The sequence below is a fragment of the Mycobacterium sp. genome, assembly GCF_965277065.1.
Lineage (GTDB): Bacteria > Actinomycetota > Actinomycetes > Mycobacteriales > Mycobacteriaceae > Mycobacterium.
In genome coordinates this window covers 137,029-153,191 of the sequence record NZ_CBDIBT010000015.1, presented here as the reverse complement: position 1 = coordinate 153,191, position 16,163 = coordinate 137,029, and the positions used below count along the sequence as shown (strand labels likewise).

The following is a 16,163-nucleotide window of genomic DNA, read 5'->3' as shown; positions in this document are numbered from 1 at the left end:
ATGGCGTCACTGATCCGCAATCCGCTGACGATCGTCTGGGCGCTGCTCACCACGGTCACCGTCGCGTCGTCGTTGATCGCGCGTGACGGCGGGGCCTCGCACCAGATCAACACGACGGTGACGACGGTGGTGTTTCTGATCGCAGCAGTCAAAGCGTTCGTGGTGATCTGGCATTTCATGGAGGTTCGCCGCGCACCGGTCTGGCTCAAGGCGACCACCGGTGGATGGGTGCTCGGGCTATTCGCGCTGCTGTTTGGCTTCTACTTCGCGAGCCGTTGATCCGCCGATGACGGAAAGCGGCTCAGGCGGTTAGCTTTTGCGCCAGCTCCCAGGCAGTCTCAGCCATACCGCGATAGCGTTCGCGATACTCGTCGGTGCCGGCCCGCGAATCAGCCGCGTTGCCGTCCACGCCGCGACGCCAGACCCCGGCGGTGATCGAGGCCAGCCGGAACATCGAAAACACCACGAACACGTCCAGCGATTGCGGAAGCTCTCTCCCGGCATGCCCGCGGTAGCTGTCCAGGAAGGCCTGCTGGCCGGGAAGACCAGTGCCCGTGAGGTCTTCATCGAGGACACCGCTGAGGCCGCCCGGCCCACCCGGCACGTGGTAGGTAACGCAGAAATACCCCAGGTCGGCCAGCGGGTCGCCGATCGTCGAGAGCTCCCAGTCCAGCACCGCCACCACCCGCGGCTCGGTCGGATGAAGCAACACGTTGCCCAACCGGTAGTCGCCGTGCGCGATGCATGCCGGTGCGTCGTCGGGCGGCAGGTGCTCGGGCAGCCACGTGGCGAGCAGATCCATCGCGGGCATGTCCTCCATGCGCGCGGCCTCCCACTGCCTGGTCCACAGCGCGACCTGGCGTCGCATGTAACCTTCGGGCCGGCCGAATCCTTCGAGTCCGACCGCGCGCCAATCCACCCGGTGCAGCGCCGCAAGCACCCGGGCCAGATCTTCGTAGACAGCGGCGCGGTGCGCGGGCGTCTCCGCGCGCAGAACACGATCCGGGAACACCCGCCCCGGAACGTGATCCATCACGAAAAACGTTGTGCCGAGCACCGATTCGTCATCACACAGCAGCTGCATGCGCGGCACAGGCACGTCGGTGTCGGACAGCGCGGCCATGACGCGGTGCTCGCGCTCCACCTCGTGGGCCCGCGGCAGCAGCTTGCCCGGCGGCTTTTTGCGCAGCACGTATTCGCCGCCCGCGGTGTTCAAATGAAACGTGGGATTGCTCTGGCCACCTTGGAACTGCCGGACCTCGAGTTGACCGTCGAACCCGGGCAGCCGCCCGCGGAGGTAGCGCGCCAGCCCGGCCTCGTCGAAGCGATGCGCAGGCAACACCGGCACCAGCTCCGCCATCCCCGTCATCTGTCTCCTCTTGTCGTCCGTCTCTGCGAAAACCCTACCGAGGAGTGAAATGGCGATGACCCGTTTGAAGGGAGCCGAACGATGCCGATGATCGACCTGACCTACCTATGGGGCCCCGTGCAACCGCAGGCGCTGGAACAACTGAGCGCGAGCTACGCGCCTTCGCAGCTGCTACCGGCATCGCGGACTGAGTATTACGGTGTGGACATGATCGCCAAAGTCGTTGTGACAGCGCTGCTCGCCGCATTGCTGGGATTCGCCGGCTCGATCAAGGTGATCGGCATCCAGCAATCGCTGACGATCCGCGACCACCTCGGTGTCAACCCGGTTCAGTGGCGGATCATCGGGGCGCTGGAACTCGCCGCTGTCGCAGGTGTGTTGGCGGGGCTGGCGTGGCCGCCGATCGGCGTGGCCGCTGCGGTCGGTGCGGCTCTGCTTCTGCTGGGCGCCATCGGTTTTCATGCGCGAGCATCCGACAGCGCCACCGACACGGCGCCCGCGGTGATTGGAGTGGGCCTGGCCGTCGCGACGGCCATCCTTCAGGTGGGGTAGATCAAGAAGGTTGTCATCACCGGCCGCAGGCTACTACCTTGGCCTCAATGAACGACGTCGTCATCGCCGGGGCCGGCCTCAACGGCCTGATGCTGGCCGGCGAACTCGGATTGGCCGGTACGCCCGATCCGCCCCAGCCGTCGCCGTGGGCGATGTTCGCGGCGATGGCGCTAAATGTGACGAAGGTACCTTCGCGGCGTTAAACTCACGTGGTTCGGCATCGCGTCGCGTGACGCGAAAGTCGGCTATTTCGAACCGAGTTCGTCCTCGTACTTTTTGGCCATGTGAGCGACGGCATCGATTTGCGATTGCGCCAGGCCTTCACGCACCTCACTGGCGCGTGTGGCGGCATCCACGGTCGGCTGCGCTTGGCCCTGGAAATGCGGCATCACTTCGGCGGCGAATAATTCGGCCGACCGTCTGGTCGCCGCCGGGTTGGCCCATTCGTGGCCCATCTGCAGCATGCAGCCGAACCCGCCCGACTGATCCCACATCCGCTGCACCTGTTCGCGGGCGCGCTCCGGTGTTCCGATCACCCCGGCGCCGTTGTCGTTGATGACATCGATCATCTCGTCGACCTGTTCGCCGGGCATGGTCATCTGCGGGAAAGCGGCCACCTTCTGGAAGTAGTTGAACCACGGCGCCAGACCGAATTTCACGTCCTCGCGGGCTTGCTTCTCGGTCTCGGCGATGTGGAACGGGCTGACCAGGCTCCAGTTCTTGCGATCGACGGTGGTGCCGAACGTCGCCGCGCGCTCCTCGACGATGTTCCAGTGGTACTGCAGGGCGTTGAAACCGTCGACGGTCAGCGTCGCCCCGATCGACAGCAGCCCGATGCCGTGCTTGCCGGCCAGCCGCGCACCCGTCGGCGAAGCGACCGCGGCCACCGCCAGCGGGACACCGCCGTCGGAATACGGGGCGAGTTGCAGCCGCGCGTCATGGAGCTCGTGCGTGGGGGTTTTCGCCGACACCGTCTCCCCGCGCAGCAGCCGCACCACGATGTCGAGATTGGTGTCCAACAGCTCGCGGGTGTCGGTCGGGGTGAGGCCGATCATCGACGAATCGCTGGGCAGCGACCCGGGTCCAACCCCACCGATCACCCGCCCGTGGGTGAGGTGATCCAGCATCATCAGCCGGTCAGCGACCCAGAGCGGGTTGTGGTACGCCAGCGAAATAACCCCGGTGCACAGCTTGATCCACTTGGTCCGTTCGGCCGCTGCGGCGATGAAGATCTCGGGCGACGCAATGATCTCGCTGCCGGCGGAGTGGTGCTCGCCGATCCACGCCTCGTCGAAGCCGAGCGCATCGAGATGCTCGACCAGCTCGAGATCGCGCTGCATGGCGAGCGTCGGATTGGTGCCTGCGCGGTGAAACGGTGCGATGAAGTACCCAAACCTGAGCTTGGCCATGTGCGGTCCCCTAGCAGTCGAGTTGTCCCGAACTTTAATCCGGTCCGCACGTTGGAACTCAGGAGTTGGCGCCTCGAATCTGCAGAGAATTTAGGGTCGAGGCCCGGCGGGGTTTAGCCCCCGCCGCAACCCACGCCCGGGATGCAACCGCCGCCACCGCCGGGTCCGCCGCCACCGCAGCCGACACCGGGGATGCAGCCGCTGCCGCCGCCGGGTCCACCGCCACCGGTCGGACCGCCGGGAATGCTGCCGCTGCCGCCGCCGGGCCCGCCGCCGCCACTCGGGCCGCCGGGGATGCTGCCGCCGCCTCCGTTGGGTCCGCCACCGCCCGTCGCGCCACCGGAGCCGCCCCCGCCGCCGGGAGCTCCTGGCGCAGGCGCGGGAGCCACGCTTGACGACGGAGTCGTCGTGGTCGTGGTTGTGGTTGTGGTGCTGGTGGGGCCACCCTTGTCACCGCCGCCGCAGCCGACTGCCAACAGAAGCATCGCCGTCCCGAAGAACAGTGTCATCGCCGTGCGCACAGACTTCATCTGTCATCCCCACTCTCGTTTCGTGCCCCCGACGTACCCGCGACGACTAGCACCGAAACGCGTAACTACGAGCGAGGATCAACCGCGCCGGGAAAGCTGGGCATGGATCAACGGAGCAATCTTCTCTGCCATGTACGCGTGGCCGGCGTCGTTGGGGTGCACACCGTCGGGGCCGATTAATTCGGGCCTGCCGACGAACCAGCCCTCACTGATCGGGTCGATGAACGTCGCGCCGATGTCGTGCGCCTGGCCGCCGAGAATGTCGCGAATATAGAGGACGTCCAGCGGCGGATCGGAATCCGTCCACGGTGGTCCGATCACCAGTAGCTTGGCCGACGGCGCGATGCGGCGAGCCAGATCCAGGGCGTCGTGGGACATTGCCGTCATCTGCATCGGGTCGACGCCATGGTCGTTGCGCGAGCCGAAGAACACCACCAGCGCATCGTCGGGGTGGACGGCGCGGTTCGTCAGGTCTTCGAAGACGCTGCCGTGATCGCCGCGGACGACGTAGCCGGCGCGGCCTTCGGAGGCAACCTCGGGCGCGACCTGGACACCTTCGCGCGCGAGCGTCAGCCAGGTGCGGTTGGTCCAGGCATTCGGTCCCCAGCCGCCTTCGTCGGTGCCGGTGGTGTAGGAATCCCCGATCACCGCGACATGGTCGATCGGCGTTCCCCGGGCAACGGTCTGATAAGGCGTCGGCGCGGCGGGAACGTGCGTGACCACGCCGGCTGCAACAGCCGCGACGACGACTGTGGCCAGACGACCCACCGTTACCTGCACCGTTCACCACCTCCTCGGCCGCGTGTTGCATCCGTACAAGCGGAATCGTAAAAGCTCAACGTTGGATTTCTACGTCGACGCCCTGGCATCCGGTGGGGCTACCTCGGGTAAGCCCCAGGCCTCGCGCCAGTGGGATCGTAACCGATCAGTATGCGGCGCAGTATCGCTCGCGTCACACGGTGAGCGTCAGCCCGCACGCGAAATGGATTTCGGGCGTCCCTCCTGGGACCCATCGATCGACTGCAGCTTGCCGCCCTCGGCAGGTGCGTCCGGGTCGGCGGCGTCGACCACGGGCCGCCCGTCGCCGACCATCCTGCGCATCCAGAGGCGGGCCGGTTCCTCGACCACGTGATAGAGCACGGCCGCGCCGACGAAGGTCACCGCGAGCACCGCGGCCAGCAGGAGCTTGCCGTCGTTGCCCAACATGGTGAGCTCGAACTGCTGCGTCGTCCACACCCACGCGGTGTGCACCAATTCGTGAACCATGTACAGACAGAACGAGATTTGCCCGCCGTAGACCAGCGGTCGGGTGGACAGCAAAGCCGGCAAGCTGCCGGTGCCGATCGCCAGCGTCAGCACCAGCGGCACGAACAAGATGTCGACAAGACCGCCGGTGTCGGAGACCCCATGCAGCGGATGCGCGTCGGACCAGTAGAGAAAGCCCACCACGCCGGCGAGCAGAAATACGGACGCATAGCCCGCGGCATGTCGGCCTCGATCGGTGAGCCGCAAACGACCGACCGCGGCGGCCACCAACGCCCCAGCCGTGAATTGCATGACGATGCGCGGCAGCCAACTCCAGGGCGTGTAGAACTGCCCGGTCACCAGCAGCGACACCACCGGAGGGAGCGAGGCGGCGACCGCCAGCCAGACCAGGTTGCGGGCCCGGGTCGCGCGCGCCATGCGGAAGATCACCAGCACCAGCAGCCCGAACACCAGGTAGGCCAACCACTCAGCGCTGATCGACCAGGCCGGACCGTCCCAACTCGAGTCGTCGAAAAACGGCTGGAACCACAGCTGCGCCAACAGGACCTGACGGACGTAGCTGACTGCCGTGAACCGGTAAACCTCGTCGGACGGCACGTGACCGACGTGCAGCGTGAAGATGACCCACAGCGCGGCCAGGTGCAGCGTCACCAGATACACCGGCCACACTCTGGCCAGCCGCAGCCAGAGGAAGTGCAGAGTGGCACGGGTCGACCAGGATCCGCCCATCCGGTCGAGGTAGTTCCAGGTCAGCACGAACCCGCTGAGGATGAAGAACAGGTCCACCCCTTGGGCTCCGCAGTTGAGCACCGGAGTGAGCGCGTCGAGAAAACCGGGGGTCGCATCGCGCAGCAGCGGGCGGAAGTGAAACAGCACGACCCAGACGGCGGCAACGATGCGAAGTCCCGTGAGGGCCTTGATATCTCCGCTGCGCACATCAATCTTTCCGTGAGACCACAGGTGTTTTCGTTCACCACTGCGTCACTTACGACGGCGTTGGCAGGGTATCAGCGCGCCAGAGCGATAGCGAGTCATCGCACGGTGCGCCTCGAAGGCGAACCCGCAGGCTGGACACCTGGGCATCGGCGGAAGCGATCACCCCCCGCGCATGTTGACATGTTCAGCGTCAGCATCAAGACAACAGCTCCAGCGCAGGAGAAGTCATGCCACTTGTTTACGTCGACCTGGTCGAGGGTCGAGCACCTGCCGAGATCCGAACACTTCTGGATGCCATTCACGATGCGGTGGTCGAGGCATTCGGGGTGCCGTCGCGTGACCGGTACCAAGTAGTGCGCACGCACCCGAGCCACGAGATTGTCGCCCTCGACACCGGCCTCGGTATCGAGCGCTCCGCCGCCCTGGTGGTGCTGCACGTCGTGAGCCGGAAGCGCACGTCGGAGATGAAGCGACGGTTCTTCGAACTGGCCGCTGCCAATCTCTCGGCGAAATGCGGTCTTGATCCGGTCGACCTCATCGTGTCGATCACCGAGAACGGCGACGACGACTGGTCGTTCGGCCACGGCCGGGCTCAGTTCCTGACGGGAGAACTGGCATGAAAACCCGACTCACCGAATTCCTCGGTACCGAACACCCGATTGTCTCCGCGCCGATGGCGCAGATCTCCGGCGGCAAGCTCGCCGCCGCGGTGTCGTCGAGCGGCGGACTGGGCCTGATCGGCGGCGGCTACGGCGACGCAGCGTGGCTACGGCGCGAGTTCGGTCTGGCCGGCGGCGCGAGAGTCGGATGCGGCTTCATCACCTGGAGTCTGGCCCGCAACCCCGAGCTGCTCGACGAGACGCTGGAACGCCGACCGGTAGCCGTGATGCTGTCCTTCGGCGATCTGCAGCCGTTCGCCGAGCGAGTCCACGCCGCCGGGATCCCGGTGATCGCCCAGGCGCAGACACTCGACCACGCCCGCCGGGCACTCGATGCCGGCGCGGAGATCGTCGTCGCCCAGGGCGGCGAAGCGGGCGGTCACGGCATGACGGTGCGGTCGACGTTCACCTTGGTGCCCGACGTCGTCGACCTGGCAGCCGACCGAGCGCCAGAGACGTTGGTGCTGGCGGCCGGCGGTGTCGCTGACGGGCGCGGGCTCGCGGCCGCACTGATGTTGGGCGCCGACGGCGCGGTGGTGGGCACCCGGTTCTGGGCCTCCGCGGAGGCGCTGGTGTCACCTCGCGCCCACGAGCGGGCGCTCGGCGCCACTGGGGACAGCACGTATCGCACTCGGGTCTATGACTATGTGCGACGGCTGGATTGGCCGCCCGAGTACAACGAGCGGGCGTTGGGCAATCCCTTCGTCGACAAATGGCATGGCAACGAAGCAGAACTGATGGCGTCGCTGCCCGATGCGGTGGACACCTTTGAAGCCGCGGTTGCCGCAGAGGATTTCGAGGCCGCGGCCATCTTGATCGGCGAATCGATCGGACTCGTCGACGAGGTTCGCCCGGCCGCGGACATCGTCGCCGCCATCGCATCGCAGGCCGAGCGGGTCCTCAAGCACGCATAACCTAGACATTGACGACGATCATCTGGTTGGCTCGAACACGTGGCAAGGCTTGATGTGCCCGAGGGCCCCGGCGGCGAAGCCGCGATGATCTGGACGCTGCGACCGCAACTCAGCGACATGGTCGAGCGGATGATCCGCGGCGCCTATCAGCAGAGTGTGCTGCCGCCGGAAGAACGCGAACTGGCCAGAATGCGGATCGCCCAGATCAACGACTGCGTCGCCTGTTCCGACTTTCGCGCACCCTCAGTCATCGAGGCGGCCGTCGGACCCGAGCTGTACGCGAATGTCGCGGCATACGCCACCTTCCCGGGCTATACATCCCGGCAGCGCCTGGCAATCGAGTACGCCGAACGTTTCGCGACCGACCACGGCACGATCGACGACGCGTTCTTCGGACGGCTACGCGATGCGTTCTCGGACCCGGAGATTCTCGACCTCACGCTGTGTGTCGCGGTGTTCCTCGGCTTGGGGCGCACCTTGAGTGTCCTCGGTGTCGATCAATCCTGTGCGATCGACCTGTGAGACGACGCTAGGAGACGAGTGGACATCGCATCGGTTGACGAGTTGCTCACCACCACCCGATCGGTTCGCAAACGCCTCGACCTGACGCGGCCGGTCGGCCGTGAGGTCATCCTCGAGTGCATCCAGTTGGCGATGCAGGCTCCTACCGCGAGCAACGCGCAAGATTGGCGTTGGCTGGTGATCACCGACGCCGCCAAGCGCGCCGCGATCGCTGACATCTACCGCAGCATCGGCTCGGATTACCTTGCCCATGCGGCCAAGGACGCGACCGACCCGCAGACCAAGCGGGTGTATGCGAGTGCCTTCAGTCTGACCGACACGCTGGCAGACGTTCCGGTGCACGTCATCCCCTGCCTGGAAAACCGCATCGACAACTCCAGCATGTTGACCGCCGCATCGGCGTGGGCGTCGATCATCCCGGCCGGCTGGAGCTTTCTGCTCGCGCTGCGGTCCCGCGGCCTCGGATCAGTCTGGACCACAATGCATTTGGCCAAGGAGCGAGAGGTGGCCGAGCTGCTGGGGATCCCGGACACCGTCACCCAGGCCGCGCTGTTTCCGGTGGCCTACACGATCGGAACCGACTTCCGGCCCGCGTCGCGGCCGTCGGCCGAGACCGTGACTTTCTGGGATGGCTGGGGTTAAACCCGAACTATATTGTGGGCAGGTGAAATCGTTTCTTAGCAAAGTATTAAACGCTGGAACAGGTGACCTTAGAGTAGGCAATTAGCGTCTCAAACAGGTTGGGGTCATGGCTGATCCTGATTTCGCGGGAAAACTGTTCGGAAACGGGGGCGCGTCCAATGAACGACTCGATCAGCACGGCAGCTTCGTACTCGGCGCCCCGATACGCCCACCTCCCTGTCGACTGCAACGGCGCCGCGGTGCGTGCCCAGTGCCGTCACCTCGCGACGGTGATCACCATCACCGGTGAGGTCCACGCGAGCAACGTCAATCAGGTCATCGACTACGCCCGGCGCTTCAACCTTCCGGATAACCCGCTAGTTCTCGACCTGTCGGGTCTGGACACCTTCAGCGCGCAAGCAGTGCGACTGCTCTACGCCGTCGACGAAGCCTGCACCGCTGCCGGCGTGGAATGGGCGTTGATTCCCAGCCAGGCGGTGAACCTGACGCTGCTGGTGACCCATGAGGACATCAGCTTCCCTACCGCGACCACGCTCCACGAGGCCCTGCAGTACTTCGCCGACGCCACCTCCGCCCGGCGCCGTCTGCTGCTGCCCCTCTTCAACAAGACCGCCTAATCGCGCAATTCGGCGCTGACGCGTCTATCGCAAAATCCGTATGCTGCTATTCGTGACGTCTAAGCCGACCATTGCCGCCGCCGCGGCCCTGCTCGCGCTGGGTTGGGGCGCTTCGGTCGGCCTGGCCGCTGCGGACCCCGCACCCGCGCCGTCTCCACCAGCTCCCGCGCCGGCACCTGCCCCCGCGAACGGAGCGGCTCCCGCTCCGGCAAAAACTACGATCGACCACGATGGCGTGTACAACGTCGGCACCGACATCGTGCCTGGGGTCTACACGTCGGCGGGCCCGGTCGGAAACGGCGTCTGCTACTGGAAGCGGCTCGGCGAGGATTCCAAGCAGCCGCTCGACAACGCGATGAGCAAGAAGCCTCAGATCGTGCGAATCGACCCGACCGACAAGACCTTCAAAACCGACGGTTGCCAGGCCTGGCAGAAGAACGACTCCGCGGTCCCCGACCCGGGCAAACCCCCGGAGCAGGCCGGTCTGTCGTTGGGCATTCTCAACTCGCTGATCGGCGGCGGAGGCGCGACGGCCCCAGCCGCAGCCGGCCCCGGCTCCGCCGGCAGCACCGGCCCCGCCCAAGTAGCAGCTGCCCTCGCGTATGCAGACCGTCGAATACGCCGCCGGTCGACTGGCGGACGTTTTCGGCGATCCCTCTCAGCCGACCGTTCTGCTGTGGCACGGCCAGCAGGCTGACGCGCGCTCCTCGGTCCGTTCGCTCGCTGAACTGATTGCCGGACATGGCCTGGGTGTAGTGGCACCCGACTGGAATTCCCACGCCGCCGACGGCGGTCGCGCTGATCTGCTGGGTTCGGTGCACTTCGCCCGCGAGCGGGTCGAGGACCCCGACGGACTGGTACTCGCCGGCTGGTCGATGGGAGGCCTTGCGGCTGCGGCGCTGACGATCCAGGGTGCGCAGCTGGGTGTGACCTTCGCGCACACCGTCGCTCTGGCTGGTGCGTTCATGATCCCCGATCCGATCTTCAACGAGACTCCGGCAACCCAACTCCGTCACGCTGCACAGCCGACCCCGTTCACTCTGCTGAGTGGGGTGGCCGACCGGGTCATTCCGGTATCGGTAGCCCGAGACTTCGCCGCGGCGCTGCAGCAGGCCGATTGGCCGGTGCGGGTGGTCGAGTTACCCGCCGACCACGGCTCGATCGCGGGCGCGACCTATGATCCGGTCGCGGGGCGGTATCACTGCGCGACCGACGCACGGTCGCTAGCGGTCGCCGCTGACGTCGCGGCCCACATCGCCGAGGCCCGCCGGGCCAATCGCTGACTGGGACAGCCAGTCGCGCAGCTTCGCGTAGACCCGAGGGTGGTTGAGCAGATCGAAGTGATTCAAGCCGGTCAGTATCAGACCATGCTCGTTCTGGAATGGAATACGTCGCGACCGGCCAAGGCCCGCAGCGCTTTTCGAGCGCACCAGATGGTCGCCGGCCAACATTCCGAGCAGCCGTGGCGACACCGTGGACGACACGAAGTGATACGTCGCATGCGGCAGGAACGGTGCCTCGCGGCAACGATCCCGTAGAAATTCGTCGGGATCGGCGTCGCGCCAGTCGTCATCGAGACAGGCGCCATAGCGCAGATCCTTGACGCCATCGCTGCGCGCGTTCAAAAAGGCTGCAATTGACCGGGTTTCGGGCAACTTGGCCAGTGCCCAGGAGGCGATGTTCACGCCTTTTTCCAGGTCGGCGCCCAGATGTGGTGAACCCAGGCACACTACCCGGGTGACGGCGTCGGTCCAGCTGCATTGCTCCTCGGCGCCGTAGTGGCATGCGCTGCGCGCCACCAGTCCGCCCATCGAATGGCCGACCAATACGAGTTCGGTGATGGGGACCGGCCATTGATCGTGGAGCAGATCCAGGATTCCGGCGAGCGTGCGGCCGTTGACCGAGATATGCAATCCGGTGTTGTAGCGCAGCACAATTGGGCTGTAGCTCAATTCGTCGTGTAGTCGTTCGCCGTAGCTGCGCCCGTCGTCGGTCTCGCGCGGCGTGCGGAACCAGGACCGATCGGTCAGACACCAGCCGTGCACGAACACCACGACCCGGCCGGTCGCCGCCGGATACGCGGTGGCCAGATCCTCGGTCGTCAACGCCACCGACCTGCCGGCATGCCGAACCACCATCGCGCCGGCAAGCGGGTTGTCCTGGTCGGCCAACTCATCGCCGTAGATGCCGTTCACCGCGGCGAGGACCGCACCTACCGAATCGGTCCGGGATTCCAGCGGGTCGTCGACCTCGTTGCCCCAGATTTCGGCGGCGACCATGCCGGCTACGCGACTCGCGCCGCGCAGTCCACGGTCGACCCCGGTGTAGATGGTCCGCGTCAGCCCGTCGTGGATCGTCCGAGCCGGTGCCGCCACCGGCCCGATCGAGTCGAACACCCGGCCGGCGATCCCGGCGTGCATGCCGCGCACCAGGGTGGTGAGCACCGAGGACGCCTCCCCCGCCAGATCGCCGACGGCACGAATATCGCTGCGTTGCATGCGGCCCCCTCACGAGTTCGGGTGGACAGGTGTCAAAATGGCTCGACAACCTCTTCAGCTGCCCAAATCAGGCAGGGGTTCACGGTCTGAGCTGCCGGTTTGTCCACTCAGTATACAAACGTTTACTGTGATCGCTAGCGCCCGAATCGACCGACACCACCTGCGTGTGGGCGTACCGCCTGACGAGGAGCACCGATGGACTCGACCTTTTCGCTGGATCTGTCCGAAGAAGTGGTGCACGTCCGTGACTGGGTGCACGAGTTCGCCGACTCGGTGATTCGGCCCGCGGCCGCCGAGTGGGACGAACGGGAGGAGACTCCCTGGCCGATCATCCAAGAGGCCGCCAAGGTCGGGCTCTACACCCCGGACCTGTTCGCCCAGATGGCCGGCGAAGCCAGCGGGCTGGGCATGCCGACCGTCTTCGAGGAAATGTTCTGGGGTGACGCCGGGATCGCGTTGTCCATCATGGCCACCGGCCTGGCCGCTGCGGCGCTGGCCGCCAACGGAACGCCGCAACAGATCGGTGAATGGCTGCCGCAGATGTTCGGCAGCCCCGGCGATCCGCAACTGGCCGCGTTCTGCTCGTCCGAACCCGGTGCCGGCTCCGACGTCGGAGCCGTCCGCACCCGGGCGAAGTACGACGAGGCCAGCGACGAGTGGGTGCTCAACGGAACCAAGACCTGGGCCACCAACGGCGGAATCGCCAACGTCCACGTCGTGGTCGCCTCCGTTGAGCCGGAGCTGGGCACGCGGGGTCAGGCGACGTTCATCGTCCCGCCCGGCACAAAGGGCCTCTCTCAGGGGCAGAAGTTCAAGAAGCACGGTATTCGGGCGTCGCACACCGCCGAGGTGGTGCTTGACGACGTCCGCCTTCCCGGCGAGCTGATCCTCGGGGGCCGCGAGAAATTCGAGAGCCGGATCGCCCGGATCAAGGAAGGGCATCGCACCAGCAGCCAGGCCGCGATGATGACGTTCGAACGCACTCGCCCGATCGTGGGCGCGATGGCGTTGGGTATTGCTCGTGCCGCCTACGAGTACGCCCTCGAATACTCCGGTCAGCGCGAACAGTTCGGCCGTAAGATCGCCGAATTCCAAGCTGTCGCTTTTAAATTGGCGGATATGAAGAGCCGCATCGACGCGTCACGGCTGTTGGTCTGGCGGGCCAGCTGGATGCAGCGCAACAACAAGTCGTTCACCTCGGCCGAGGGATCGATGGCGAAGCTGTACGCCAGCGAGACCGCGGTGTACGTCACCGACGAAGCCATCCAGATCCTCGGCGGCAACGGCTACACCCGCGATTACCCGGTCGAGCGGATGCACCGAGATGCGAAGATCTTCACCATCTTTGAGGGCACCAGCGAAATTCAGCGACTGGTGATCGGCCGGGCAATCACCGGCCTCCCGATTCGGTGACCAACGCCGCTAATGAGCGGCGTGCGCCTCTTCGCCGGCGCCGTTGAGCGCCAGGGCTTCATCCCAGTCGGTGCCGTTGCTGCTGTTGACGTGCTCCTCGACGGCCGGCGGCTCGGCCTCGGATTCGCCTTCGTCGAGCCCGGCGACGACGCGGATCGCGGCGATCAACTGCTCCACCAGCGGCGTCTCCTGCGCGGTGGGCGTGCCGCCTTCTTCCAACTCATCGGGCAGCTCGCGCCGAAGCCCGAACCCGTTGGCCGCCTCGTGCGCTGACAGCTTCGCGTGCACGCGGGCGTTGTAAAGCTGTTGTCCCAGACTCGATCCGGGCGCATCGGTCACCCGCTCCATCAGGTCGTCGTAGCGTCGCCGGACATCGCTGAGCGCCAGCATCACCGTGGGAGTGGGCCGGCTGTGGCTGGCCGCCTCGGTCAGCGCGGCGCGCAGTTTGCGCAAACCGGTCAGCACCACCTCGGCGCGCTTCTGGAATTTCTTGTCTTCAGGAAATGGCAGCGAATCGATAGCCGCCCGGTACATGTGCATCGCCGCATCGGCGAGATTCACAATGGTCTGCGCTTCACCTTCGTGCTTGTCGAATTCGGCCATAGCCCCTCAAATCTTTGTTGGTTTTCCGCCTCAGCTCGTGATGGGCGGCCAGCAACTTTCGTCCCGACCGCTGCAAGGACGAGGGTATTGGTAACAGCGTCTGACTCGCATAGGGGTGGTGTGCACGCGTTCAGTAGGCGGGCTCGGCTCAGTTGAGGCTGTAGAAGCGCTGCGCATTCAGTCCGCCGATTTTCGCGCGCGCGTCTTCGCTGATGTCCGGACGCGTGCGCAGATGTTTGGTGCTCTCGGGCCACTCGCCGTCCCAGTGCGGATAGTCGCTGGCGAACATGATGAAGTCGTCGCCGAGCACGTCGATGACGCCGGGCAGGATCGGCTCCTCCGGCTCGCAAGTCACGAAGATGTTGCCGGCCCGGACGTAATCCTGCGGATCGCGTTGCCAGCCACGTTCAATCCAGTCGCCGCGCTTTTCGAAATGCTCGTGCAGGCGGTCGATGAAGAACGGCACCCAGCCCGCGCCCGCCTCGAGGAAGGCTACCCGCAGTCCGGGATGCCGATCGAAGACACCGCCGGAGACCATCGCGGTCATCGCCGTCATCTGGTCGAACGGAAAGCTGATGCAGTGCACCTGGATGTAGTTAGTGAAGCGATCGACACCGATCTTGGGTAGATGCATGCCCGGCGCACCGTGAATGCCGAGCGGCATGTCGAGTTCGACCGCCGCAGCGTAAAACGGATCGAGATCAGGGTGGTCGAGGTTGCGGGTCTTCAACGCCGGCGGCACGACAGTGGCTACCAGTCCGAGACCTTTGGCTTCCCGCATGACGTCGACCGCCGCCTGGCCATGCTCGATCGGAGTCACGGCGACGCCGTGCAGCCGGCCGCCCGTCGGGGCGCAGAAATCCGCGATCCACTGGTTATAGAGGCGGGCGAATCCAGCGGCGAACTCCGGATCCTCGAGGCTAGGCGCGCATAGGCCAAGGCTCGGATACAGCACCATGGTGTTGATGTAGTCGCGATCGGCGTCGCCTAGCACGCCCTCGGCCGACCTGCAGTTGATGTTCGACGCGTTGCTGATCCCGTGCTCGAGCGGGCAGCCGGCGCCCGGTCCGCTGTCTTCGGGATAGTTGCGACCCTCGATGACCAACCTCGGCGTGCTGTCGGCGCTGGCCGTGACCCGGTGCGGCCAGCGCTTCATGGCCTCGATTGCGAACGACGGGTTTTCCGCGACGTGCCCGTCGGCATCGATGATCTGCATAACTCGCTCCCGTCGGCTGTCGTTCGTAACCCTACCGCCGGCGGCGTTTGGAAATCGCTGCAAACCCGCGCGGCCGTTCATGTAACACTGCCGTAATGGCATATTCGATTGCTCGCCCCAAGCTGGAGGGCAACATCGCGGTCGGCAACAATCGCCAGTTGGGGTTTGCCGAATTCGGCGATCCGCAAGGACGTGCGATCTTCTGGCTGCACGGCACTCCCGGCGCGCGACGGCAGATCCCCGCCGAGGCCCGCGTCTACGCCGAGGACAATCACATTCGGTTGATCGGAATCGACCGTCCCGGCATCGGGGCGTCCACCCCGCATCAGTACGACAACGTTCTCGCATTCGCCGACGACTTGCGCACCGTCGCCGACACCCTGGGCATCGAAAAAATGGCCGTCATCGGACTTTCCGGCGGCGGCCCCTACACACTGGGATGTGCGGCGGCGATGCCGGATCGGATCGTCGCGGTCGGGGTGCTGGGCGGCGTAGCGCCCACGGTCGGCGCCGAGGCGATCAGTGGTGGCCTGATGTCACTCGGGACACTGGCAGCGCCAGTGCTTGCGGTGGCCGGACTTCCGATCCGCTTGGCGGCGGCCGCTTTCATCCGGCTACTCAAGCCGGTCGCCGAGCCCGCGCTGTACTTGTACGCGCGGGTCTCCCCCGAAGGCGACCGGCGGCTGCTGGTGCGGCCGGAGTTCAAAGCGATGTTCCTCGACGATCTGCTCAACGGTTCCCGCAAGCAGTTGGCCGCCCCCTTCGCCGATGTCATCGTCTTCGCCAAGGACTGGGGATTCCGGCTGGACCAGGTGAAGATTCCGGTGCGGTGGTGGCATGGCGACCGTGACCACATCGTGCCGTTCGCCCACGGGCAGCACGTCGTCGACAAATTGCCCGACGCGATGCTCACCACGTTGCCGGGTGAAAGCCACCTCGCCGGCCTGGGCTTTGCCGAGGAGATTCTGCACACCATGATCGAGCTCTGGGACAGCATCGAAAAGAAGTGAATTCTCG

At 65.7% G+C, this 16,163-nt stretch carries 19 protein-coding genes and 1 pseudogene; 12 read left to right on the top strand and 8 right to left on the bottom strand.

Annotated features, from left to right (window positions below; all coding sequences use genetic code 11):
• Positions 1–279: a cytochrome C oxidase subunit IV family protein gene (locus ACQY5A_RS04895; protein ID WP_428339263.1), complete on the top strand. Its 279-nt coding sequence runs from the start codon at positions 1–3 to the stop codon at positions 277–279.
• A gap of 22 nt (positions 280–301) precedes the next feature.
• Here ACQY5A_RS04895 and ACQY5A_RS04890 read toward each other — a convergent pair whose 3' ends face one another.
• Positions 302–1,369, bottom strand: coding sequence for a phosphotransferase family protein (locus ACQY5A_RS04890; RefSeq protein WP_428339262.1), 1,068 nt, complete (start codon positions 1,367–1,369; stop codon positions 302–304).
• 81 nt (positions 1,370–1,450) lie between these two features.
• Between ACQY5A_RS04890 and ACQY5A_RS04885 the strand changes: the two genes are divergently transcribed.
• Positions 1,451–1,921 (top strand): DoxX family protein, encoded by a 471-nt coding sequence (locus tag ACQY5A_RS04885; RefSeq protein ID WP_428339261.1) that lies wholly within the window; start codon positions 1,451–1,453, stop codon positions 1,919–1,921.
• Positions 1,922–1,968: 47 nt separating this feature from the next.
• Positions 1,969–2,124 carry a hypothetical protein gene (locus ACQY5A_RS04880; RefSeq protein ID WP_428339260.1) on the top strand — a complete coding sequence of 52 codons (156 nt, stop codon included), beginning with the start codon at positions 1,969–1,971 and terminating at the stop codon, positions 2,122–2,124.
• 42 nt (positions 2,125–2,166) lie between these two features.
• On the opposite strand, the gene ACQY5A_RS04875 is transcribed toward ACQY5A_RS04880, so the two are convergent.
• The 4 genes from ACQY5A_RS04875 to ACQY5A_RS04860 form a co-directional block, all read right to left on the bottom strand.
• Positions 2,167–3,330, bottom strand: coding sequence for an LLM class flavin-dependent oxidoreductase (locus tag ACQY5A_RS04875; protein ID WP_428339259.1), 1,164 nt, complete (start codon positions 3,328–3,330; stop codon positions 2,167–2,169).
• 113 nt (positions 3,331–3,443) lie between these two features.
• Positions 3,444–3,860 carry a hypothetical protein gene (locus ACQY5A_RS04870; RefSeq protein WP_428339258.1) on the bottom strand — a complete coding sequence of 139 codons (417 nt, stop codon included), beginning with the start codon at positions 3,858–3,860 and terminating at the stop codon, positions 3,444–3,446.
• Positions 3,861–3,938: 78 nt separating this feature from the next.
• The gene (locus tag ACQY5A_RS04865) at positions 3,939–4,628 is read right to left on the bottom strand and encodes an Rv0518 family GDSL lipase (RefSeq protein ID WP_428339403.1); all 690 of its coding nucleotides are present in this window, start codon (positions 4,626–4,628) and stop codon (positions 3,939–3,941) included.
• 198 nt (positions 4,629–4,826) lie between these two features.
• Entirely contained in the window at positions 4,827–6,062 is a 1,236-nt protein-coding gene (locus ACQY5A_RS04860) for an acyltransferase family protein (protein WP_428339257.1), read from the bottom strand.
• Positions 6,063–6,289: 227 nt separating this feature from the next.
• Here ACQY5A_RS04860 and ACQY5A_RS04855 point away from each other — a divergent pair, with 227 nt between their 5' ends.
• The 7 genes and pseudogenes from ACQY5A_RS04855 (at position 6,290) to ACQY5A_RS04825 (ending at position 10,699) form a co-directional block, all read left to right on the top strand.
• The gene (locus tag ACQY5A_RS04855; RefSeq protein ID WP_428339256.1) at positions 6,290–6,682 is read left to right on the top strand and encodes a tautomerase family protein; all 393 of its coding nucleotides are present in this window, start codon (positions 6,290–6,292) and stop codon (positions 6,680–6,682) included.
• The gene (locus ACQY5A_RS04850) at positions 6,679–7,635 is read left to right on the top strand and encodes an NAD(P)H-dependent flavin oxidoreductase (RefSeq protein WP_428339255.1); all 957 of its coding nucleotides are present in this window, start codon (positions 6,679–6,681) and stop codon (positions 7,633–7,635) included. The genes ACQY5A_RS04855 and ACQY5A_RS04850 overlap by 4 nt, the downstream gene beginning before the upstream one ends.
• Positions 7,636–7,674: 39 nt before the next feature.
• On the top strand, positions 7,675–8,157 hold the full coding sequence (locus tag ACQY5A_RS04845; protein ID WP_428339254.1) for a carboxymuconolactone decarboxylase family protein: 483 nt from the start codon (positions 7,675–7,677) through the stop codon (positions 8,155–8,157).
• An 18-nt stretch (positions 8,158–8,175) separates the two neighbouring features.
• Complete coding sequence (locus tag ACQY5A_RS04840; RefSeq protein ID WP_428339253.1) at positions 8,176–8,799, top strand: nitroreductase family protein; 624 nt, start codon at positions 8,176–8,178, stop codon at positions 8,797–8,799.
• Between the two features lie 158 nt (positions 8,800–8,957).
• Entirely contained in the window at positions 8,958–9,416 is a 459-nt protein-coding gene (locus ACQY5A_RS04835; RefSeq protein WP_428339252.1) for an STAS domain-containing protein, read from the top strand.
• A 40-nt stretch (positions 9,417–9,456) separates the two neighbouring features.
• Positions 9,457–9,954: pseudogene (locus tag ACQY5A_RS04830) on the top strand (hypothetical protein); the annotation flags it as partial.
• A gap of 64 nt (positions 9,955–10,018) precedes the next feature.
• Positions 10,019–10,699 carry an alpha/beta hydrolase gene (locus ACQY5A_RS04825; RefSeq protein ID WP_428339251.1) on the top strand — a complete coding sequence of 227 codons (681 nt, stop codon included), beginning with the start codon at positions 10,019–10,021 and terminating at the stop codon, positions 10,697–10,699.
• Here ACQY5A_RS04825 and ACQY5A_RS04820 read toward each other — a convergent pair.
• Positions 10,640–11,914 (bottom strand): esterase/lipase family protein, encoded by a 1,275-nt coding sequence (locus tag ACQY5A_RS04820; protein WP_428339250.1) that lies wholly within the window; start codon positions 11,912–11,914, stop codon positions 10,640–10,642. The two genes, ACQY5A_RS04825 and ACQY5A_RS04820, sit on opposite strands and share 60 nt — an antisense overlap.
• Before the next feature lie 195 nt (positions 11,915–12,109).
• On the opposite strand from ACQY5A_RS04820, the gene ACQY5A_RS04815 reads away from it, so the two are divergent.
• The gene (locus ACQY5A_RS04815; RefSeq protein WP_428339249.1) at positions 12,110–13,327 is read left to right on the top strand and encodes an acyl-CoA dehydrogenase family protein; all 1,218 of its coding nucleotides are present in this window, start codon (positions 12,110–12,112) and stop codon (positions 13,325–13,327) included.
• 9 nt (positions 13,328–13,336) lie between these two features.
• Here ACQY5A_RS04815 and ACQY5A_RS04810 read toward each other — a convergent pair whose 3' ends face one another.
• A complete protein-coding gene (locus ACQY5A_RS04810; protein WP_428339248.1) occupies positions 13,337–13,930 on the bottom strand; it encodes an XRE family transcriptional regulator in 594 nt (197 codons plus the stop codon).
• Between the two features lie 148 nt (positions 13,931–14,078).
• Positions 14,079–15,146 (bottom strand): amidohydrolase family protein, encoded by a 1,068-nt coding sequence (locus ACQY5A_RS04805; protein ID WP_428339247.1) that lies wholly within the window; start codon positions 15,144–15,146, stop codon positions 14,079–14,081.
• Positions 15,147–15,241: 95 nt separating this feature from the next.
• Here ACQY5A_RS04805 and ACQY5A_RS04800 point away from each other — a divergent pair, with 95 nt between their 5' ends.
• Positions 15,242–16,156 (top strand): alpha/beta fold hydrolase, encoded by a 915-nt coding sequence (locus tag ACQY5A_RS04800; protein WP_428339246.1) that lies wholly within the window; start codon positions 15,242–15,244, stop codon positions 16,154–16,156.
• Positions 16,157–16,163 lie beyond the last annotated feature (7 nt).

Excerpts from the sequence above, each read along its gene's own strand:
- ACQY5A_RS04895 (WP_428339263.1), top strand. The coding sequence starts at position 1 with ATGGCGTCACTGATCCGCAATCCGCTGACGATCGTCTGGGCGCTGCTC.
- ACQY5A_RS04890 (WP_428339262.1), bottom strand. The coding sequence starts at position 1,369 with ATGACGGGGATGGCGGAGCTGGTGCCGGTGTTGCCTGCGCATCGCTTC.
- ACQY5A_RS04885 (WP_428339261.1), top strand. The coding sequence starts at position 1,451 with ATGCCGATGATCGACCTGACCTACCTATGGGGCCCCGTGCAACCGCAG.
- ACQY5A_RS04880 (WP_428339260.1), top strand. The coding sequence starts at position 1,969 with ATGAACGACGTCGTCATCGCCGGGGCCGGCCTCAACGGCCTGATGCTG.
- ACQY5A_RS04875 (WP_428339259.1), bottom strand. The coding sequence starts at position 3,330 with ATGGCCAAGCTCAGGTTTGGGTACTTCATCGCACCGTTTCACCGCGCA.
- ACQY5A_RS04870 (WP_428339258.1), bottom strand. The coding sequence starts at position 3,860 with ATGAAGTCTGTGCGCACGGCGATGACACTGTTCTTCGGGACGGCGATG.
- ACQY5A_RS04855 (WP_428339256.1), top strand. The coding sequence starts at position 6,290 with ATGCCACTTGTTTACGTCGACCTGGTCGAGGGTCGAGCACCTGCCGAG.
- ACQY5A_RS04850 (WP_428339255.1), top strand. The coding sequence starts at position 6,679 with ATGAAAACCCGACTCACCGAATTCCTCGGTACCGAACACCCGATTGTC.
- ACQY5A_RS04835 (WP_428339252.1), top strand. The coding sequence starts at position 8,958 with ATGAACGACTCGATCAGCACGGCAGCTTCGTACTCGGCGCCCCGATAC.
- ACQY5A_RS04825 (WP_428339251.1), top strand. The coding sequence starts at position 10,019 with ATGCAGACCGTCGAATACGCCGCCGGTCGACTGGCGGACGTTTTCGGC.
- ACQY5A_RS04820 (WP_428339250.1), bottom strand. The coding sequence starts at position 11,914 with ATGCAACGCAGCGATATTCGTGCCGTCGGCGATCTGGCGGGGGAGGCG.
- ACQY5A_RS04815 (WP_428339249.1), top strand. The coding sequence starts at position 12,110 with ATGGACTCGACCTTTTCGCTGGATCTGTCCGAAGAAGTGGTGCACGTC.
- ACQY5A_RS04810 (WP_428339248.1), bottom strand. The coding sequence starts at position 13,930 with ATGGCCGAATTCGACAAGCACGAAGGTGAAGCGCAGACCATTGTGAAT.
- ACQY5A_RS04805 (WP_428339247.1), bottom strand. The coding sequence starts at position 15,146 with ATGCAGATCATCGATGCCGACGGGCACGTCGCGGAAAACCCGTCGTTC.
- ACQY5A_RS04800 (WP_428339246.1), top strand. The coding sequence starts at position 15,242 with ATGGCATATTCGATTGCTCGCCCCAAGCTGGAGGGCAACATCGCGGTC.